At 61.0% G+C, this 19473-nt stretch carries 16 protein-coding genes and 1 pseudogene; 8 read left to right on the top strand and 9 right to left on the bottom strand.

Annotation, left to right across the window (positions count from 1 at the left end; translation table 11 throughout):
• Window positions 1-92 precede the first annotated feature (92 nt).
• Together NVV94_RS12445 and NVV94_RS12440 are read right to left on the bottom strand one after the other, a co-directional pair.
• Window positions 93-2408 (bottom strand): tetratricopeptide repeat protein, encoded by a 2316-nt coding sequence (locus tag NVV94_RS12445; RefSeq protein WP_258447422.1) that lies wholly within the window; start codon window positions 2406-2408, stop codon window positions 93-95.
• A 16-nt stretch (window positions 2409-2424) separates the two neighbouring features.
• Window positions 2425-2559, bottom strand: a complete 135-nt coding sequence (locus tag NVV94_RS12440; protein WP_258447421.1) for a hypothetical protein — start codon at window positions 2557-2559, stop codon at window positions 2425-2427.
• A 252-nt stretch (window positions 2560-2811) separates the two neighbouring features.
• Between NVV94_RS12440 and NVV94_RS12435 the strand changes: the two genes are divergently transcribed.
• The 3 genes and pseudogenes from NVV94_RS12435 to NVV94_RS12425 all read left to right on the top strand — a co-directional run.
• Complete coding sequence (locus NVV94_RS12435) at window positions 2812-3945, top strand: PAS domain-containing protein (protein WP_309304289.1); 1134 nt, start codon at window positions 2812-2814, stop codon at window positions 3943-3945.
• A complete protein-coding gene (locus tag NVV94_RS12430) occupies window positions 3942-4331 on the top strand; it encodes a PAS domain-containing protein (RefSeq protein WP_309304288.1) in 390 nt (129 codons plus the stop codon). Before NVV94_RS12435 ends, NVV94_RS12430 begins: the two co-directional genes overlap by 4 nt.
• A gap of 70 nt (window positions 4332-4401) precedes the next feature.
• Window positions 4402-4641 (top strand): annotated as a pseudogene (locus tag NVV94_RS12425) (hypothetical protein); the annotation flags it as partial.
• On the opposite strand, the gene NVV94_RS12420 reads toward NVV94_RS12425, so the two are convergent.
• Entirely contained in the window at window positions 4589-6712 is a 2124-nt protein-coding gene (locus NVV94_RS12420) for a TonB-dependent siderophore receptor (protein WP_258447419.1), read from the bottom strand. The pseudogene NVV94_RS12425 and the gene NVV94_RS12420 overlap by 53 nt on opposite strands.
• Before the next feature lie 407 nt (window positions 6713-7119).
• Here NVV94_RS12420 and NVV94_RS12415 point away from each other — a divergent pair, with 407 nt between their 5' ends.
• Window positions 7120-8061, top strand: a complete 942-nt coding sequence (locus NVV94_RS12415; RefSeq protein WP_258447418.1) for a LysR family transcriptional regulator — start codon at window positions 7120-7122, stop codon at window positions 8059-8061.
• 164 nt (window positions 8062-8225) lie between these two features.
• Window positions 8226-9059, top strand: a complete 834-nt coding sequence (locus NVV94_RS12410) for a nucleoside-binding protein (RefSeq protein ID WP_258447417.1) — start codon at window positions 8226-8228, stop codon at window positions 9057-9059.
• An 84-nt stretch (window positions 9060-9143) separates the two neighbouring features.
• Here the strand turns inward: NVV94_RS12410 and NVV94_RS12405 are convergent, their stop codons facing one another.
• Genes NVV94_RS12405 through NVV94_RS12395 form a run of 3 tightly spaced genes read right to left on the bottom strand, consistent with a single transcriptional unit; the run spans window position 9144 to window position 10390 of the window.
• A complete protein-coding gene (locus NVV94_RS12405) occupies window positions 9144-9353 on the bottom strand; it encodes a hypothetical protein (protein ID WP_258447416.1) in 210 nt (69 codons plus the stop codon).
• Complete coding sequence (locus NVV94_RS12400; RefSeq protein ID WP_258447415.1) at window positions 9337-9723, bottom strand: EAL domain-containing protein; 387 nt, start codon at window positions 9721-9723, stop codon at window positions 9337-9339. Before NVV94_RS12400 ends, NVV94_RS12405 begins: the two co-directional genes overlap by 17 nt.
• Entirely contained in the window at window positions 9650-10390 is a 741-nt protein-coding gene (locus tag NVV94_RS12395; RefSeq protein ID WP_258447414.1) for a diguanylate cyclase domain-containing protein, read from the bottom strand. The genes NVV94_RS12400 and NVV94_RS12395 overlap by 74 nt, the downstream gene beginning before the upstream one ends.
• Before the next feature lie 144 nt (window positions 10391-10534).
• On the opposite strand from NVV94_RS12395, the gene NVV94_RS12390 reads away from it, so the two are divergent.
• The gene (locus NVV94_RS12390; protein WP_258447413.1) at window positions 10535-12199 is read left to right on the top strand and encodes an NADP-dependent glyceraldehyde-3-phosphate dehydrogenase; all 1665 of its coding nucleotides are present in this window, start codon (window positions 10535-10537) and stop codon (window positions 12197-12199) included.
• Window positions 12200-12351: 152 nt separating this feature from the next.
• Here NVV94_RS12390 and NVV94_RS12385 read toward each other — a convergent pair whose 3' ends face one another.
• On the bottom strand, window positions 12352-13560 hold the full coding sequence (locus tag NVV94_RS12385; RefSeq protein WP_258447412.1) for a pyridoxal phosphate-dependent aminotransferase: 1209 nt from the start codon (window positions 13558-13560) through the stop codon (window positions 12352-12354).
• A gap of 320 nt (window positions 13561-13880) precedes the next feature.
• On the opposite strand from NVV94_RS12385, the gene NVV94_RS12380 reads away from it, so the two are divergent.
• The gene (locus NVV94_RS12380; RefSeq protein WP_258447411.1) at window positions 13881-14141 is read left to right on the top strand and encodes a DUF1652 domain-containing protein; all 261 of its coding nucleotides are present in this window, start codon (window positions 13881-13883) and stop codon (window positions 14139-14141) included.
• Window positions 14142-14167: 26 nt separating this feature from the next.
• Here the strand turns inward: NVV94_RS12380 and NVV94_RS12375 are convergent, their stop codons facing one another.
• On the bottom strand, window positions 14168-16639 hold the full coding sequence (locus tag NVV94_RS12375; protein WP_258447410.1) for a UvrD-helicase domain-containing protein: 2472 nt from the start codon (window positions 16637-16639) through the stop codon (window positions 14168-14170).
• A gap of 240 nt (window positions 16640-16879) precedes the next feature.
• Here NVV94_RS12375 and NVV94_RS12370 point away from each other — a divergent pair, with 240 nt between their 5' ends.
• On the top strand, window positions 16880-17578 hold the full coding sequence (locus NVV94_RS12370; RefSeq protein ID WP_258447409.1) for a pirin family protein: 699 nt from the start codon (window positions 16880-16882) through the stop codon (window positions 17576-17578).
• 203 nt (window positions 17579-17781) lie between these two features.
• Here NVV94_RS12370 and pgm read toward each other — a convergent pair whose 3' ends face one another.
• On the bottom strand, window positions 17782-19422 hold the full coding sequence (gene pgm / locus NVV94_RS12365; RefSeq protein ID WP_258447408.1) for a phosphoglucomutase (alpha-D-glucose-1,6-bisphosphate-dependent): 1641 nt from the start codon (window positions 19420-19422) through the stop codon (window positions 17782-17784).
• Window positions 19423-19473 lie beyond the last annotated feature (51 nt).

The following is a 19473-nucleotide window of genomic DNA, read 5'->3' as shown; positions in this document are numbered from 1 at the left end:
CTTGCCCGCGATGGTATCGCCGCTGTATTTCTGACATACCGCGTCGTTAGCATCGCGGGCAAGCCCGCTCCCACAGTCTGACCTGACCTGACTTAACGCAATCCCAGCTGACGTTTCAGATCCGGCAAACGCTCATCCTGCGGCGCTGCCTTTTCCAACCTGCGAACATAATTGATCGCCTCTTCCTGCTGCCGACCCGAGCCATGCAGGTAAACCATCGCGTAGAGCAAGTCAGCATCATCCGGCGCCTGGGCCAGGCCCGCTTCCAACGCCGCCTGCGCCTCTGCCCGGCGCTGCATCTGCAGCAGCAACAACCCCTGGTTGTAGCGAATGCGCGGGTTCTGCGGCAATTCCCGGGCTGCTGTCTCGAACAACGGCAGCGCCTCTTCGGTCTTGTTTCGCTCGATCAGCAACAACGCCAGCATATAGGTGATGTTACCGTGATCAGTGGCCGGCATATCCTTCAACGCGACACCCTCGCGAAGGACCTGTTCGGCCTCGTCCTGGCGCAGCATCGAGTTGGCCAGGGTCACCAGGTTCACCCGCGCCGGGGAAAAGTACGGATCGAGCTCGAGGGCCTGGCGATACTGCTCCAGCGCTTCTTGCTGACGCCCGTCGCGCTCGAGCAGAACCGCCAGGTTCAGGCGGTTGCCCGGTAGGTCGGCATTGCCGCGCAGGCGCCGCTCGTAGTCCGCCAGCGCCGCCTTGTAGGGCTCGCGCTCGGCTTCGGGCAAGGCAATCAGCGAGATGCCGACCAAGGCGCGCAGGGCCTCGTCGCGCACGGCAAGGTTGTCGTCGTGCAGCAAGGGCAACAGGTACTTGACCCGCTGCACTGGCGTTTGCCGGCTGAAGCCGGACGCCGCGTAGGCCCGTACCAGTGAGCTGTCATCCTTGAGCGCCTGCGCCAGGCTCGGCAGCGCCGGTTCACCCATCGTCGCCAGTTGCTCGGCCGCCGTGGCCCGAACGATGGCCGGCTTGCCCAGGTCGCCGATCAGGGCGGTCAATTGCTGCAATGCGTCGGCCTGCCCCGTGCGCCCGGCATGCAGGGCCTGCCCATAGTGCGGTGGTCGTTGCGGCGTGCCGAACCAGCCTTCGATGGTTTTCGCCGCCCACGCCGGTTGCTTGTCCTTGTGGCAGGCGGTGCAGGCGTCGGGGCTCTCGGTCTCTGCGGCGAGGTCCGGGCGCGGCAGGCGGAAGCTGTGATCACGACGCGGGTCGACCACCATGTAGGTCTGGGCCGGCATGTGGCAATTGACGCACTGCGCGCCCTGAGAGCCGGCCTGGTGGTGATGGTGTTCGGGGCTGTCGTAGTTCTTCGCCTGCAGGCTCGGGAAACGCTCGGGCGGGGTTGGGTTGTGGCACTGCTGGCAGAGGCCGTTGCCTTCGATTTTCACCTTGGTGGTGTGCGGGTCGTGGCAGTCGGTGCAGGTGACGCCGGCGGCGAACATCTTGCTCTGGGTGAAAGAGCCATAGACATAGACCTCACCCTGCATCTGCCCATCGGCATGGTACATGCCGATGGGCAGGGTCGCCGGCAGCACGCTTGCAAGCAGTGGCTTGTCCGGCAGCTGCCCCACGTTCAGGCTCTGCCGACGGCTGTGGCAGTAGGCGCATTGATCGACCATGCCGTGACTGCCCATGGCCTGGTAATCGACTTCAAGGCCGATCTCGGCGGGCGAACCGTAGGCCTGGGCCGGCTTCGCCCTGGACGCCCAGTCGACATGGGCCTGTGCTGGCCCATGGCAGGACTGGCAGCCGACATTCGGCTCGTGCCAGGTGGTGGCAAAGGTATCGGTCTTGTCGTCGTAATTCTTCAGCAGATTGCTCGAATGGCAATCGGCGCACATGGCGTTCCAGTTCTGGTAGCGGCCAGTCCAGTGCAAGGGGTCGGTGGAGGCGAAATGCTGCCCCGGATACAGGGAAAACCAGCGTTGACCGCCCGCGCCCCTGGCCCGGCTGTCCCAGGCGATGGTCAGGCTTTGCAAACGGCCACCGGGGAAGGCCACCAGGTACTGCTGCAAGGGCTTGTAGCCGAAGGTGTAGAGGATTTCGAAGTCCGCGGCCTTGCCGTCGGCGCCCTCGGTGTTGACGAAGAATTTCTCGCCCTTGCGAAAGAACCGCGCCTGGACCTTGCCGTCCTTGAAACGCGCATCCTTGAAGTTGCCCAGCACATTGGCTGCTGTCGCCGGGCGCATGGCCCAGTCGTGATCAGAGTTTTTCCAGGCGTCGGCCTGTTCCTTGTGACAGCCCATGCAGCTCTCGGCGGGTGCGTAGCCTTGGGCATCGGTGGCAAGGGCCGGTGGCTGCGACGCAGCGCCGTGGGCGGAGAAGCCGAGAACGGTAGTGAACAACAACCCCAGGTAAATGCGCTTGAGGAAATGCAATGGATCATCCTTGAGGTTGGTCATCGGATCAGACTGTAAATCACAAGGTTATAGCCTGACGGGCGATAGGTGCTATAGCCCTGAGGGTGGAGGCCGAATCGTCGTGGTGAATCGGCAGGATCACCGCCTGGCTGTAGACCTTGCGACCGCTGACGCGGCCGAGCTGGTGCGCCACTGCGACAGCCTGGCGGCAGCGGCTACATGGACCGTGTCACGGCGTACTCGTGTAGCCGCTGCCGAAGGCTGCGCTCGACCGCGAAGCGGTCGCAAGGGATATTGGATTTAACCGCAAAGTGCTGCAAAAATGCATACAGCACAGTAAATACACAGCACTCCAGAGGCGCCCCCCTTTATTTGCCTGGCTTTCCCCCCTGGCACGCAATGTGCCCCTGTTTTCTTCATTTGCACACCGGCATCGAGAGTGAAGATGGACACACTAGGTTTACTGAGCGAAAGAGGCATGGCCCTTTCCACCACGATTTCAGCGCACGGAAACCTGCTCGCGGTCTCCACCGGCATGAGTAATCAGCTCGGATACGACCCCGACTTCCTGCCCGATCAGCCGATCGAACTGATTTACACCGCCGAATCGGTGCGCGCCTTGCAGCATCTGTTCGCCAACCCACCTGCCGATGAGCGGGTGCACAGCCTGGAGCTGACCCTGATCCGCCACAACGGTGGCCTGCTGCCGGTGGTGGCCAGCGGCATCCTGGAATGGCGTTCGGTGCACCCTGCCCGCCTGCACCTGCTCGAAATGCCGCTCGGCCCGCTCGGCAGGCGCATGCAGGAACTGCAGAACGCCAACGAAGTCATGAGCCAGATGCTGCTCAGCGCCAAGGTGGCCTACTGGTGCATCGAGTTCGCCGACGCGGTGGACATCAACCAGTCACCGGACGAAATCGTGCGCCAGGTGTTCGAAAACAACTCGCACTGGCGCATGTGCAACCGCGCCATGGCGCAGGTCTACGAGATGCCTTCGGACGTCGACTTCAATCAGCAGCCGGTGCGCTTGTATTGGCCGCGCAGTCCGGCCAACGAAGAATTCGTGCGGCGCCTGATCGAGGCGGATTTCTGCGTCGACGGCGCCTTGTCGGTAGACCGCCGCCACGACGGCTCGCCTGCCTACGTAGAAAACGACGTGCGCGCCACCATCGCCGGCGGGCAACTGTTGCGCATATGGGGCAGTATCCGCGATGTCAGCCAGGAGTTGCGTGTGCAGCACGACGCAGAGCAGCGTATCGAGGCCTTGCGCCGAGTGTTCGATGCGGTGCCCGATGCCGTACTGGTCATCGACGAACACCTGCAACCACAGTGGCGCAACTCGGCCTTTGAAGAAACCTTCGGCATCACCAAGGGCGCCAGCATCGCCCGCTCCCTGCTCGATACCTCGCCACCGGAGCGGACCTGGCACAGCATCGTGCTGCCGGACCTGAGCGGCCGAACGCTGAACTTCAACGTGCATTGTTCGCGCATCCTGATCAGGGAAGGCGTGGCCTGGCAGGTCGCGGTATTGCGCCAGATCGGGCGTGGCGCCGGTAGCCTCGGAGAGCTCCATCCATGAATGACAAGAACCTGCTGGGCGCCCTGCAAATGGGCATGCGCTCGTCGGTCAACGTCAGCAGCGACATACTCGCCGCACTGTTGGAAACCCCGGCGCTGCACGCGCTGCTCGACAGTTTCAGCGAAGCAATCATTGTCTGCGACGGCGAGGCCCGGGTGCGTTTCATCAACCTGGCGGCCGAACGGGTCAACCGGCTGCCTAGGGCACAGGCGGTGGGCCTCCCCAACAGCGAGTTTTTCCAGCGCTCGGCGCTGATGTTCGATGACTTCGAGATGGCCATCAACCGCGGTGCCAATAGTGCGCTGACGCGCTCGCGCGACGGTCGGGTGCTGTACACCAGCACCCAACTACACCGTACGTGGCCCGGAACACGCCCGCTTGGGTGAAGAGCTGCAACGCATCTATGGCAAGCAGGTGCACTTGTACCGCAAGGGCGTCGATGAGCGCCTGGACATCACCAGGCTGCTGAGCCTCGAAGACATCGCCACCAACCCGGCCTGGGCCCGGCGCATGCACCGCGTGCTCAAGACCCTGAACCAGGAACTGGTCGACTACAAGGGCTTCAGCCGATACCGCGATGCGGCAGTGGAGTGGAAAGCCCGGAAGTGTCGCAATACCGGGCGCTTGTTCTTGAAGTCTGTACTCAGAATCGGTAGTTGGTGCTCAGCTCCAGTGTCCGTGGCGCGCCGGGCGTGATCAGATCCACCGAGCCATGCGCCGATGCGTAATAGTCCTTGTCGAAGACATTGCGCAGACGCAGGGCCATGTCCCATTTCGGCTGGTTGTACAGCAACGCGGCGTCCACCGTTGTGTAAGCCGGCATGACTACCGTGTTATCCAATGCAGTGTAGCGGTCATCGACATAGTTGGCTCCCATGCCCACACGCCAGGTTTGCGTCAGCGAACGCACCAACCACAGGTTGGCACTGTGGCGCGGAGTCAGAGTGGGCACCTGACCTTCGTTGGCGACACCGTTGGTACGGCTGTTGGACTTGGTGATCTCGGCATCCAGATAGGCGTAACCGGCATAGACCTGCCATTTGTCACTCAACTGTCCGCTGGCGGTCAGTTCGAGACCATCAGTACGCTGCTCACCCGCAAGCACTAGTTTGGTCGGGTTCGCTGGATCGGTGGTTTTCATATTGGTGCGTTCCAGACGGAACAGCGCCGCTGTCAAGGCCAGGCGATTGTCGAGCAGGTCCCACTTGCCGCCGATCTCGAAGTTGGTGGTCTCTTCCGGCTCCAAGTCTTGGTTCGTCGTACTCAGGGCGAACATTTCAGCAGAGGGTTGGTAGGAACGGCTCACAGAGACGTAATAGGACTGAACCTGGTCAGGCTGGTAGACCAGGCCTGCGCGCGGGCTCCAGGTATGGTCGGTTCGGGACATGGAGGCGCGGGTCAGGTCATCCGAATATTCCTGATCGAACACGTCATAGCGCACACCCAGCAGTGCCTTCCACTGCGGCGCCAGTTCGATCAGGTCCTGCACGTAGAACCCGGCGGTGTCCTGGGTATTGGTGCCCTTGGCGGTTTGCCGGTTGGCCTGGAACGGCACATCGACCAAACCATCGCGATACACCGGCACCCGCGCCACGTTGGATTGGCTGAACACGGACTGGTCCTTCACCTGGCGCCCCAGTTCCACGCCATAGAGAAGGTTATGGTTCATCCCGGCGAGCACGGCGTGTTGCTTGAGATCGGTCTGGTTGAACCAGCCGTCTTCCTTGCGCTGCACATTGCCGCGGTTGAGTTTCACCAGCAATTCACCATTGGCGGCGGTAACGAAGCGCGTCGGGCTCGAGTCCGCGAGCGTGTTGTTGCGATCCAGATCGTAGTGGTAATAGCGGCTGGTATTGCTCAGGCTGAAGTCGTCATTGATCCGGTAGTCGACACCGGCCGTGAACGAAAACACCTCGCTGCGGGTGTAGTCGTCATCCGGGTCGGCGGAACCGAAGCGCTTATCGCGGTCCACATCGACCGGACGATTGCCTCGCGCAGGGATGCCGAAGTCGATCAGACGCTTGTCATACAGATAGGTAGCGCCCAGGTTCAGCTCCAGATCGTCTGAGAGCTTGAAGTAGGCCGAAGGCGCGATGGCTTTGCGATCGATATAACCGTCGTCACGGAAGGTGTCGCTGTTCTCCAACGCCCCGGTCACCCGGAAAGCTTTATCGCCCTGCTGCTGATCGGCCCAGCCGGCGTCGAACTGCGTGCGCTTTTTACCCTCGCTGTCGAAGCTGACACCCACTTCCTGCTTGGGGGTGAAGTTGGGTTTCTTGCTGATGCTGTTGATCAGGCCACCGGATGAGCCGCGGCCATAGAGCACCGCTGCCGGCCCCTTGATCACTTCCACCCGCTCGACGTTGGACAGGTCGCGGAAGTACAGCGCGTCGTCACGGACGCCGTCGACATACATGTCGCCGATGGCACTGAAGCCGCGAATGGTGACCTGGTCGCGCTGGCCGTCGCCATTGGACAGGCCGATGCCGGGGACGTTCTTCAGCACGTCTTCCATCGACTGTGCGCCCTGATCCTTGATCACGCTCTGGGGTATCACGTTCACGGTTTGCGGGATGTCGCGTAGCGGGGCATCGATCTTCAGCGCACTCCTGCTTTCGGTCGACATATAGCTCTGCTCGCTGTACTCACTGTTCACAGCGGTTGTCGGTAGGGTTAGAGCAGACTCCGTTTCCGCCTGTAAATCAGGTACAACCAGAACGCCCAGCAACGACAGAGAGGCTGGGTAAATGCGCGATAGAGCCACCATGGACACCTTTGGTATGAATTATCTCGCCAATGATAACGATTATCTTTTGTAAGTAAATACATATCATTCCGATTCAAACCATTGACACTACTCGGAACGGTCATCTCAAGTTAATGGGTGGCCTATCTGTCTCCGCCACGCGCTTGCTAGTTCTCTACCGAAGGAGCCTAAATGGTGAATTCTAAGAGCCATTTTCACCAGAATCGACGCCAGTTCACTCAAGCGAAAATTCAGGTTGCGTTTACAGCAGGTCCCGCTCCACTGGTTATCAGCCATCAGTTGTTTGATCCAAGGACGGCTTGTCACTGCGCGTGCACTTACAGGTTGTGCCCGCTTGCCAGCGATAGGGCCGTTACAGGCAACACAAGGTATGATCCGGCCAAAATCCCCCGGGGCACGCCACCACCATGAGCCGCAAACTGCGCTTCCACTCACCGGCCATCCACTACTTCGACATGGTCCGCCACTGCAACTCCATACGCGAGGCTGCCCGGCGCCTGAATGTCGCCTCCTCGGCCGTGAACCGGCAGATCCTCAAGCTCGAAGACGAGATCGGCGCCCCGCTGTTCGATCGACTTCCCGCTGGCCTGCGCCTCACCCCTGCCGGTGAAATTCTCGCCCGCCACGTGACCGTGGTCCTGCAGGACCTGGAGCGGGTTCGCTCCGAGCTCGACGCCATGCAAGGCCTGCACAGCGGCCATGTAGAGATCGCCACGGTCGAAGGCGTTACCGTCGATCTGCTGCCCTGTGTGCTGGCCCATATGCGCGAGCGCTACCCGCAGGTGACCATTGGCGTCACCGTGCTCGGTTCGCAATCGATTCCCGAAGCCGTGCACAGTGGCAGGGCCGACATAGGCCTGGCCTTCGCCCTGCCCCGTACCCCGCAGTTGCAACAGTTGGCGGTCGGTCATTTTCGTCTCGGCGCCATCGTCACACCTGAGCATCCGCTGGCATCGCGCCGGGACGTCAGCTTTGCCACCTGCTCGGAGTACGGGCTGATCCTGGCCAAGAGCGAACTGTCGATCCACCACCTGCTCGACCCGCTCTACAAACGCCTGCGCCTGATGGCCAGGCCAGTGCTGGAGAGCGGCTCCATGGAGCTGGCCCGGCAATTGGCCAAGCGCAACCTGGGCGTGGCGTTCCAGACCCGCATCGGTATCGAAAGCGACCTTGCCAGTGGGGAACTGGTGCACGTCCCGCTCAGGGACAACGGTGGGGTGGTCAGCGATCTTGGTTTGTACATCCGCGCAGACCGCTATTTGCCAGTCGCCGTGGACGCCGTTTCACGCTTGTTCAGCGAAGAAATCGCCCGGCGTGAAAGCAATGAGACGGCGGCAGTCACTGCCTGAGCAATCAGCGCTAAACGTCTGAATATCCTGACTTTTAAGTCAGTTTTACTGATGCCGATTCGGCATCAGCATGCTCTAAATTCTGTTCTTTGGTGATCATGAAAACCTGTTGATACTGCTGACCGGGCAGTCATCACTCATCCATGAACAGGCAAACAATAATAATGAAATGGACAGTACAAGGCGCAGCCGTGATTGTGGCAATGGCAGGCATGGGGCAGGCATCCGCCTTGGAGTGGATGAACAACAGCGTCGGCTTTCGCTACGGGCAAGAGTTCACCAACCCGAAAAACCCGGAATACATTTCCAAGCGGATCTACAGTTTCACCCACGCCGACGGCTACCGCTATGGCAGCAACTTCCTCAACCTCGACGTGTTCTTTTCCGACAGCAACGACCCGCGCAAAGGCACCGACCATGGTGGCAGTGAGGTCTACGCGGTCTACCGGCACCAGCTGTTCGCCTCACGGGTGTTCGACAAACCGCTGGGCACAGGCTGGATCAAGGACTATGCGTTCACCCTGGGTTTCGACGCCAACCGCAACAACAACCTGGCGTCATCCAATAAGCGTGCCGTGGTGTTCGGCCCCACCCTGAAGTTCAACACCGTCGGCGTGCTGGATTTCAGCGTGCTGTATTACCGTGAGCACAACCAGACCGGCATTCCCGGCGCCAGGCACGAAGAGTTGACGTTCGACGGCACCTACAACCTCAACCTGGTGTGGATGCGGCCTTTCCATATCGGCGATCACGCGGCCAAGTTCCAGGGTTTCGTCAACTACATCGGCGAGAAAGGCGAAGACTACAACGACAACGACACCGCCGCCGAAACCTTGATGCGCACCTCGCTGATGTTCGCCGCCCGCCCCGGCAAGAACATCAAGCCCAATGTCTGGTTCGGCGTGGGTTACGAGTACTGGCACAACAAGTTCGGCGTGGATGGCGGGCAAGGCAGCCGTACCTCTACGCCAACGGTGAACATGGAAATCACCTTCTGATTTGACCGCAGGCGCAGCATTTCGAGATCGCCGGGGGAGTCCCGCAGGGGCTCCTCCGATCATGGAAAAGCCGATTGAGCGCCCTTAAACGGTGGCGGTTTCAATCAGCAGCTGATCGACGATGCGCTCAAGCGAAAGCGCCAGGGGTATGCCGGCCCTGGCCTGTGCAGCCTCCTGGCGCAATTGCCGATCGGCACTGGTGCCGCGCTGCAGGATCACGTCGGCATGATCGAATACGGCGTTATCGCCGAGCGCGTCGGCTGCCTCGGCGAAGGTTTCACGGGCCCTGTCCAACCCGACGCTCTTGGCCCATCCAGGCTTCGAACGCTACGGCCGGCATGGGCCTGGCGATCAGATAGCCCTGCCCCTGATCGCACCCTGCATTGCGCAGAAATTCAAACTGTTCGCGGGTCTCGATGCCCTCGGCGGTGATCTTGAAGCCCAGCGCATGGCCGATATTGATGATCGCCCGGGTAATGGCGACATCGTTCTCGTCGTGCGGCAGGTCGTGGATGAATGCCCGGTCGATCTTCAAGTGATCGATCGGTAGCAGTTTCAGGTAGGCGAGCGAAGAATAACCAGTACCGAAATCACCGATGGCGGTGGTCACGTCCATCTGCTGGATAGCGGCGAGCACCGTCCTGGCCTGTTTGGGGCTTTCCATGATCACGCTTTCGGTGACGCTGGTACCAGACCTCAAACTCGTTGTTCTCCAGCGCCCGGCGCAACGCGCGTTCCTGGGTCAGGCGCTGATGAATCCGCTCGGTCATTTCACTGCGGAAATAGCGGTAATCATTGCGGCCGTTTTCCTTGGCGCCGTACATGGCCGTGTCCGCATGGCGCAATAGCTGTTCGGTGGTGGTGCCATGTCCGGGGCACAGGGCGATGCCGTCGTTGAACAGTACGCGATTGGGCAGGCCGGTCAGCGCATCGTAGTGCGCCAGCCGCTCCAGCTCGACACCGGCCAGACGCAATTTTTCCTTCTGACTGTGCAATTCTTTATTGCGGTTCTTGATCAGGCGATTGCCGCGGCTCAATTGCACCGCGAACAGGCTGAACAGCCCGGTACTGCTCAGTGCGAAGAGAAACAGAGCCGACGACAACAGTGACAACTGCGGCCAACCGCCACGCGGTCCCGCCGCCACCGGGCCGGCCAGGATCGGACTGCGGTTCGCCCGGGCACGCTGCAGCAGCGGGTATTGATCCGGCAGCCGCCGATAGTCCAGGCCCAGGATGCGTTCGTTGCCCTTGAGCGGGTACACGTCCCTGAGCACATCGTTCACCGATAGGGTGCTGCCCAGCAGCAGAAAACCGACAGGCAGCAGTCGCACGGCCAAGGAACGGCCAAAAGCCTGCGCACGCTGGAACAGATGCTGGGATGTACGCCTTGTATACCCGAGCTATCACTCTCTCGGGCTATCGGCAGGTCATCGCCGAAATTGAGTGCCTATGGCGTTTTCCCCGATGATGGAGTTATGCTGGCTGAAACGATTCATCACAATAATACGAGGTGCAACGCTGTGGAAAATACTCTCGATCGGTTGTTCCCCGCCGCCGCGGACATTCCTGAAGCCTACCGTCCTGGCTCTCCCATCGAGCAGCGTGAGTACTTGGTCGACGGCGCGCTGCAGCGCTGGCAAGGGCCGCTGGCGCCGGTGCGCAGCCCGGTCTACCTTCGCACTGCGAACGGGGATGAACAAGTGATTCTGGGCAGCACGCCGCTGCTCGACGCCGAGACCGCCCTGACCGCACTTGACGCCGCCGTGCGCGCCTACGACAAAGGCCAGGGTGCCTGGCCGACGATGCGCGTGGCCGAACGTATCCAGCACGTCGAAGCCTTCCTGGCGCGGATGCGCGAGCAACGCGCAGCCGTGGTCAAGTTGCTGATGTGGGAAATCGGCAAGAACCTCAAGGACTCGGAAAAGGAGTTCGACCGCACCTGCGACTACATCGTCGATACCATCAATGCCCTGAAGGATCTCGATCGTCGCTCCAGCCGCTTTGAACTCGAACAGGACACCCTCGGCCAGATCCGTCGCGTCCCGCTGGGCGTTGCCTTGTGCATGGGCCCCTACAACTACCCGCTGAACGAGACCTTCACCACCCTGATCCCGGCGCTGATCATGGGTAACACGGTGGTGTTCAAGCCGGCCAAATTCGGCGTGTTGTTGATACGCCCGCTGCTGGAAGCGTTCCGCGACAGCTTTCCGGCCGGGGTGATCAACGTTATCTATGGCCGTGGCCGGGAAACCGTCAGCGCCCTGATGGCCAGTGGCAAGATCGATATCTTCGCCTTCATCGGTACCAACAAGGCCGCCAGCGACCTGAAAAAACTGCACCCGCGCCCTCACCGCCTGCGTGCAGCGCTGGGCCTGGATGCCAAGAACCCGGGCATCGTGCTGCCCGAGGTCGATCTGGACAATGCCGTCAACGAAGCCGTTACCGGCTCCCTGTCGTTCAACGGCCAACGTTGCACCGCCTTGAAAATCCTCTTTGTCCACGAACAAGTGGTCGACAGTTTCATCGAAAAATTCAACCACAAGCTGGCCAGCCTCAAGCCGGGCATGCCGTGGGAACCAGGCGTGGCCCTGACCCCGCTGCCCGAGCCAGGCAAGACCGACTACCTCAACACACTGGTGGCCGATGCCATCGACAAGGGTGCCAGGGTCGTCAATGAAGGGGGTGGCCAGACCCGTGGATCGTTCTTCTACCCTGCCGTGTTGTACCCGGTCAGCCCGGCGATGCGGGTGTATCACGAAGAACAGTTCGGCCCGGTGGTGCCCGTGGTGCCCTATCGCGACCTGGAGACGGTCATCGACTATGTCCTGGAGTCGGATTTCGGCCAGCAGCTGAGTATTTTCGGCACCGACTCAGCCCAGGTCGGGCGATTGGTCGATACTTTTGCCAACCAGGTCGGGCGCATCAACATCAATGCCCAGTGCCAGCGCGGGCCGGACACCTTCCCCTTCAACGGCCGCAAGAACTCGGCCGAGGGCACGCTCTCGGTTCACGATGCGCTGCGGACCTTTTCGATCCGTACGCTGGTGGCGACCAGGTTTCAGGAGAGCAATAAAGAGCTGATCAGCGAGATCATTCGTAATCGCGAGTCGAGTTTTCTCACGACTGATTACATTTTCTGATTCGCGTTTTTTACGACCGCTGCGCGGTCGAGCTGGTGCGCCATTGCGACAGCCTGCGGCAGCGGCTACAAGTGTCCGGCCCAACTCAGTCGGTGTAGCCGCTGCCGCCAGGCTGCGCTCGCCCGCGTAGCGGGCGCCAGCAATCTCAGCGACTACAGACACCCGGCTGCACTGCGCGGTGTCGCTTCTTCGAGCACCTCCACCGCACAGCGTGCAATCCGCCGGCACGCCTCCTCCAGCCGCTCGCTATCAAGCACCAGCCCCAGGCGCAAGTGCCCGGCAGCGCTCGGGCCGAACGCCTCGCCGGCCAGCACCGACACCCCGTGGTCTTCCAGCAGTCGGTGGGCAAAGGCCTGGGCGCCCAGCCCGGTTTCACGGATATCGATCATCACGAACATGCCGCCGTCGGGCTTGTGCACGCGTATCCCGGCACAACCCTCCAGCGTCGCGCACACCCGGTCACGACGCTGACGATAGGCCTGGCGCATCTGCTCGACGGCCGGCAGGTCGGCCTCGATCGCCACCTGGGCGGCGTTCTGGATGAAGTCCGGCAGGCCATAGACCATGCACAAGGACAAGTTCGCCAGATGATTGGCCAGGGTTTGCGGGCCAATCACCCAGCCGATCCGCCAGCCGGACATCGCGTGGGACTTGGACAGACTGTTGATGGTCGCCGTGCGCCCGGCCATTCCCGGAAGGCTGGCGGGGCTGACATGCTCACCTTCATAGAGCAGCTCGCTGTACACCTCATCGGAGATCAGCCACAGGTCATGCTCTACGCACAGCTGCGCCAGCTGCTCCCAGGCCGATCGCGACAAGCTCGCGCCAGAGGGGTTATGCGGGCTGTTGAGCAGCAGCGCACGGGTTCGCGGGGTAATCCGCGCAGCCACTTCAGCGGCCTGTACACGAAAACCGTTTTGCGGTTTGACGGGTACCGGTACCACTTTCGCCCCACAGGCGCCGAACACCGCTTCATAGGTGACATACATGGGCTCGGCGACGATGACTTCATCGCCGGGGTCCAGTAGGCAGTGCACGACCGAATACACCGCGCACTGGGCGCCCGGCATGATGATCACTTCGTTCGCATTCAGCGGTTGACCGCTGAGCCGCGTCTGGCGCCGGGCGATGCTCTGTCGCAGTGCCAGGCTGCCGCGCACATCGGAGTAATGGGTATCGCCGGCCAGCAGGCTGTCGATCGCAGCCTGCACAACCGGCCGGGGGGTATCGAAGTCGGGGTCGCCCACCGACAACAACAAAATATCGCGGCCTTCTTTCAGTAACGCCAGGGCTCGATGGTGAATGTTCCAGGCATCGGCTCCCTCACCTCCAATACGGTCGGTAAGCGCGGAATAACGCATGCGAGTCTCCTTGTCGGTCATGCGCAAAGTCGGATACTGGAAAGGATAAGTCGGTTGAAAAAAAACTTATAACTAAACATCGATAAAAACCCCGTTTTCTCTCGGCAAAACGTTTGCGCAAACCTGTATGCGAGAATATTGCGAGGGGTCTCCGGCACTTCGCGTTTTTTGGCTATAGGACGTACGTCGAAAAGTTCGAAAGCACAAGACAGACGGCCTGGAAAAAACCACTTAAAACCGAAACCAGTGCTACCGTTAAGAACTGTCATGGTCAGGTGCAGGCCTGATCGCTCCTGCCGGTCGATCACAAGGTGGGCCTCATGAATAAACTGACGTTCCCCAACGCCTGTCAGGTCATGCGTTGGCATTTTCACCCGTTGGGCTTCGAGGGCAGCATGGATGCGCCCTGCAGCATGGTGGCGCGACTGTTCGACCGCGCCACTGGAGAAACCCTGATCGCCATCGCCGGCATACCCTGTGCCACGGTGATGAACGCGCCGGATGTAGAACGCATCATCGAAGCAGTCGAAGCGGAACTGGAGGCGTTCACCCCTCCGCTTGCTTTCGCCGCTGTCGGCTGAATCCTGCACTGGTGTCCGGGGGCCCGCTATTGGCGGGCCTTTTCTCGCCCGCGCCAGTCGTCGAAAAAGGCCTTGTCGGCATTCACCTGCAACGATGCGCGCGGCACGTTCGCGCTATCGCCATTCGGTGCATCGACATACCAGTAACAGTGCTTGACCGCCCGGGTAATGGCGACATAGGCCAGCCGCAGGATCTCGTCCTTCTGTGCGTTATCGAAAGGTTCGGCATCACCGCTGCGGCCAAGACCCGCCATGCGGTAAACCTGGTTCTTGTAGGGTGAGCGGGTCACGTGCTGGCAATCGCCGAGCATGAACACGGCATCCGCCTGCAACCCCTTGGAGCTGTGATAGGTCAACTGCTTGAAGCGCCGGGCCGGCGGCGCAAGCGCGGACTCGTGATTTACCAACGCTTGTAAATGCTCTGCAATCAATAACTTATCGCTGCCTTTTCGATACAACAGCAAGATCGAATCGCCGCGCTTGTAGTGCTCGAGCAGGCGCTGGGCCAAGCCCGGATCATCACGATCGAGTACCGAGACCGGCACCGGTTCCTCGGCAGCCGGCCCACAGGCCCTGGCTTTTTTGCCGGTGATGGCCGGGGCGGATTTCACAATGTGTTCGGCCGCATCGATGATGTGCTGATGGCTGCGATAGTTGTCGCTGAGCATGACCCGGGTCGTTGCCGGCGAGAGGAACTCCTTGGCAAACTCCATGAAGTACTTCGGCGAACTGCCCCGCCAGCCATAGATCGACTGCCAGTCATCGCCCACGCACAACAAGGATGAATGCTGCGCAGCCCGTCCGAGGTGCATCGATGGCCCGCGGCTGCGGATCTCGCGCAGGCTGGCGCGCAGCCAGGAGACGATTTGCGGCGAGACGTCCTGGAACTCATCGATCATCAGATGCGATAACGGCCTGAGCAACTCATCCGTGACCTGCTTGAGATTCTCCGGAGTATTCTCGCCAAACAGCGCGAACATGCGGTTATAGGTCATGATCGGTGGTGATTGCTCGAGCAGATGTGTCTCGAAAGCCTTCCAGAACAGGCTCAGCGCTTCGAAGAACCAGCGGTCGCTGTCATCGCGGGCAAAGCTCATTTGCCCCACGGCCACAGACACATCCAGCCCCAGGTTCTCGATAAAACTGGCTGCGGCGACGAAACTGTCGAGCAAGGGGGCTGCGCTCAATTCGCCCTTGACCTTGTAATCGAACCCGGGGCCGGCCACTGCATCGGTTGCCAACGACTGAAGCAGGCGCTTGGCGGCGGCATAGTTTTCCAACCAGATCACTGGCTTACCGCAGAAAGCTTGAAACAGTGTGCGTTTTATCACCCACTCGGCCCACACCGGCAGCTTGGCGCCAGGGCGCTTGTATTGCTGGTTTTCCCCCGGGTCGAAGCCCAGAACGACCCAGGCATCCATTTGCGCGATGTAGCCGTGGAAGTGAAAGGCGCTGCCGTTGATCTCGACCGTCTGCCGGTTGGGCTCGATGCCTTTGATCGGCCAGGCACCGGCGCGAAACCAGAGGTCTTCGATGGTGTCGCACAGTTCTTCGTCGCGGCTGGCGGACAATTGCGTCACCGCCACCCGTTTCTGCACATCGGGGTGGTCGCGATCCAGCTCCTTGAGTTGCAGGGCTTGCCTGCGCAACATCGCCATCAGCTCGCGAAAGCGTTCGTTGCCGGCGTGCAGATCTCGGTAGCAGAGGTTGAGCTGCTGGCGCTGGGCATCATTGAGGCGCAAATCGAACGGATTGCTCTGCTCGCCCGCCTCGGCTCCCGCCTGCACGGCATTGCTGAGGTTCTCGAAAGCGCGCAACTGGCCGAACCCGGGCAGGCTGCGGACCAGCGGCAGGATGCGTGAATGAAAGGTGCGCACCACTTCACGCGCCTGGGCCTGGCTCAGCGAGTGTCCCCACAGCCCCAGCACCTCGATGAGCTTGCTGATGAAGTCCTTGCGTGACTCACGGGTGAAGGTCACCACCGTCATGGAGCCGAGCTCGAAGCCCAGGTAATGGGTCAGCAGCAGGATCCGCAGTACCAGCGAGGTCGACTTGCCTGCGCCGGCGCCGGCAATCACATAGGTGGACGGGGTATCGCTGAAAATCATCTTCCACTGCGCCGCGCTCGGTTGCGCGTGGCTCGGCAGGCGTTGGGCGACGTCGGCCTTGATGCGCTTCTTCAATTGGGCAGTGACCGGCAGTCGCCAATCGTCGAACAGGTTGTCGTCTACCCCCGGCACCGCATGGCCTTGCGGCCGCGAATCGCGGATCAGCAAGACCTGGCGCCCTTCTTCGATACCGTCGATACGACCTTCTTCATAGCCCTCGCGCAGGCCATCGGCATGGCCGGTGCGTTGCCCGACCACATGCCCCTGGAACCAGGAATCGCGGTGCTGGGCGCGCAGGCGACTCAGGCCACGACCGAGAAAGCGCGCGGCCAGGCGCTTGAGCAAGGGCAATTGGGCGGGGGGCGACAGTTCGGCAGGCAGCTCGGGCACGCGGACTCCAAGGGTTGGCAATGACAGGCGCTCATGTTCGCTCCATTCGCGCGCGACTGCCAGTCAATTGCCTATAGATCAGCTCATTAGGCGATGAATCGCATAAACAGCGCTAAGTTTCAGGCAACAAAACCTATCTAATATTACGATCATCATTACGGATATTTTTCGCTTATTTTCGATCCTGTGTTGATAGATGATGGGCCCATCCAAACGATTCCCTGCTCAGGAGATGACGCCATGCTGCAACTGCGACCCTTCAAGTCCCTCGGTGGTGCCAACCACGGCTGGCTCGATGCCCATCACCATTTTTCCTTCGCCGAGTATTACGACCCCGAGCGCATGAACTGGGGCAACCTGCGGGTATGGAACGATGACGTGATCGCCCCCGGCACCGGATTCCCGCAGCACCCGCACCGGGACATGGAGATCATTACCTATGTCCGTGAAGGCGCGATCACCCACCAGGACAACCTGGGCAACAAGGGTCGAACCGAAGCCGGTGATGTGCAGGTCATGAGCGCCGGTACCGGTATCGCCCACAGTGAGTACAACCTGGAATCGGTGCCCACCCGGATCTTCCAGATCTGGATCATGCCCGACCAACGCGGCGCAGCACCGTCCTGGGGCGCCAGGCCCTTCCCCAAGGGCGAGCGTGGCGAAGGGTTCGTCACCCTGGCCAGTGGCAAGGCCGGCGATGACCAAAGCCTGCGGATTCGCGCCGATGCGCGGCTGGTAGCGGCCAATTTGAAGGCTGGGGAGACGGCGGAGTATGTGCTGGATGCCGGACGGCGTGCCTACCTGGTGCCGGCCAAGGGTCTGATCGAGGTCAACGGGGTGCGTGCGGCGGCGCGCGATGGGGTGGCTGTTGAGGATGAGCGGACGTTGCGGGTTACCGCTGTGGAAGACAGTGAGATTGTGTTGGTTGATGTAGCTTGAAAAAGAAAAAGGGCCTGAGTTTCAGGCCCTTTCTTTATTTACTTCAGGGAATTTGTTGTTGCCTGTTCGGGCCTCATCGCTGGCAAGCCAGCTCCCACAAGGACCACAAGACCACACCGAACCTGTGGGAGCTGGCTTGCCAGCGATGAGGCATAACAATCAACCAAAAATCAATGACTTAACAAATTAACTTAAAGCAAAATCTAAGCAATCGCAGCATCCACCAACACCTGCGCCTCAGCCACCAGACGCTGCAGATGCGCCTCGTCGATAAAGCTCTCGGCGTAAATCTTGTAGATATCCTCGGTCCCCGAAGGTCGCGCCGCAAACCAGCCGTTGGCGGTCATGACCTTCAAGCCGCCGATGGCCTGGCCGTTGCCCGGGGCATGGCTGAGGATCTGTTCGATAGGCTCGCCGGCCAGGCTGGTCGACTTGACCTGCTCGGGCGACAGCTTGCTCAACAGGGCCTTCTGCTGCGGGTTGGCCTTGGCCTCGACGCGGGTCGCGAATGGCCGGCCCAAGTCTTGCGCAAGCTTTTCGTAGTACTGGTTCGGATCGAGCCCGGTTTTGGCTGTGATTTCGGCCGCCAGCAGCGCCGGAATCAGGCCGTCCTTGTCGGTGCACCAGACACTACCGTCGCGGCGCAAAAACGACGCCCCCGCACTCTCCTCCCCGCCAAAGCCCAGCGAACCGTCGAACAGACCGTCGGCGAAGAACTTGAAGCCCACCGGCACTTCATGCAGACGGCGCCCCAGGCGCGCCGTGACCCGATCGATCAGGCCACTGCTGACCACGGTCTTGCCCACGGCCGCATCGCTGCGCCATTGCGGCCGGTTGTTGAACAGGTAATCGATGGCTACGGCCAGGTAATTGTTCGGCTGCAGCAAGCCGCCGGACGGGGTAACGATGCCGTGGCGGTCGTGGTCCGGGTCGCAGGCGAAGGCGACGTCGAAACGATCCTTGAGGCCAATCAGCCCTTGCATGGCGTAGTTCGAAGACGGGTCCATGCGGATCTGGCCGTCCCAATCCACGCACATGAAGCGGAACGTCGGGTCGACTTCACTGTTGACCACTTCCAGGTTCAGCTTGTAATGCTCGGCAATCGCCGCCCAGTAGCGAACGCCGGCGCCGCCCAACGGGTCGACGCCCAGACGCAGGTCTGCAGCGCGGATGGCGTCCATGTCGATGACATTGCCCAGATCGGCCACGTAAGTGTTGAGGTAATCATGGCGATGGGTCGTGGCAGCGTTCAACGCCTGCTCGTAATCCATGCGCTTGACGCCCTTGAGGCCATCGGCAAGCAGCTCGTTGGCCTTGGCTTCAATCCATTTGGTGACGTCGGAATCGGCCGGGCCACCATTGGGCGGGTTGTATTTGAACCCACCGCTTTGCGGCGGGTTGTGCGACGGGGTGATGACGATACCGTCGGCCAGGCCGCTGCTGCGGCCGCGGTTGTAGCAGAGGATGGCATGGGACACGGCCGGGGTCGGCGTGTACTCGTCATCCTTGGCGATCATGACTTCGACGCCGTTGGCGGCCAGCACCTGCAGCGCACTGGCGCCGGCCGGGGTGGACAGCGCGTGGGTATCGACACCGACAAACAGCGGGCCATCGATGCCCTTGGCCTGGCGATACAGGCAAATGGCCTGGCTGATGGCCAGGACGTGATTTTCGTTGAAACTCAGGTCAAACGCACTGCCCCTGTGGCCGGACGTACCGAACGCCACACGTTGGGCGGCGATCGACGCGTCGGGCTGGCCGGTGTAATAGGCTGTCAGCAACCGGGGAATATCGACCAGTGCACATGCTGGTGCAGGTTTGCCCGCTAAAGGACTGAGCTTCATGCAAAACCTCTAAAAAAAAAAGAGTTTGAGTCTGGAGGTTACGGAGTTTAC

The organism is Pseudomonas sp. LS1212 (assembly GCF_024741815.1).
Classification (GTDB): domain Bacteria; phylum Pseudomonadota; class Gammaproteobacteria; order Pseudomonadales; family Pseudomonadaceae; genus Aquipseudomonas.
The sequence above is the reverse complement of the archived record's forward strand: the minus strand, read 5'-3'. Positions and strand labels throughout refer to the sequence as shown.

What these genes read in the sequence shown, in the direction of transcription:
- NVV94_RS12415 (WP_258447418.1), top strand. Translation starts at nt 7,120, where the DNA reads ATGAGCCGCAAACTGCGCTTCCACTCACCGGCCATCCACTACTTCGAC.
- NVV94_RS12390 (WP_258447413.1), top strand. Translation starts at nt 10,535, where the DNA reads ATGCTGGCTGAAACGATTCATCACAATAATACGAGGTGCAACGCTGTG.
- NVV94_RS12380 (WP_258447411.1), top strand. Translation starts at nt 13,881, where the DNA reads ATGAATAAACTGACGTTCCCCAACGCCTGTCAGGTCATGCGTTGGCAT.
- NVV94_RS12420 (WP_258447419.1), bottom strand. Translation starts at nt 6,712, where the DNA reads ATGGTGGCTCTATCGCGCATTTACCCAGCCTCTCTGTCGTTGCTGGGC.
- NVV94_RS12385 (WP_258447412.1), bottom strand. Translation starts at nt 13,560, where the DNA reads ATGCGTTATTCCGCGCTTACCGACCGTATTGGAGGTGAGGGAGCCGAT.
- NVV94_RS12430 (WP_309304288.1), top strand. Translation starts at nt 3,942, where the DNA reads ATGAATGACAAGAACCTGCTGGGCGCCCTGCAAATGGGCATGCGCTCG.
- NVV94_RS12370 (WP_258447409.1), top strand. Translation starts at nt 16,880, where the DNA reads ATGCTGCAACTGCGACCCTTCAAGTCCCTCGGTGGTGCCAACCACGGC.
- NVV94_RS12400 (WP_258447415.1), bottom strand. Translation starts at nt 9,723, where the DNA reads ATGGAAAGCCCCAAACAGGCCAGGACGGTGCTCGCCGCTATCCAGCAG.
- NVV94_RS12445 (WP_258447422.1), bottom strand. Translation starts at nt 2,408, where the DNA reads ATGACCAACCTCAAGGATGATCCATTGCATTTCCTCAAGCGCATTTAC.
- pgm (WP_258447408.1), bottom strand. Translation starts at nt 19,422, where the DNA reads ATGAAGCTCAGTCCTTTAGCGGGCAAACCTGCACCAGCATGTGCACTG.
- NVV94_RS12435 (WP_309304289.1), top strand. Translation starts at nt 2,812, where the DNA reads ATGGACACACTAGGTTTACTGAGCGAAAGAGGCATGGCCCTTTCCACC.
- NVV94_RS12410 (WP_258447417.1), top strand. Translation starts at nt 8,226, where the DNA reads ATGAAATGGACAGTACAAGGCGCAGCCGTGATTGTGGCAATGGCAGGC.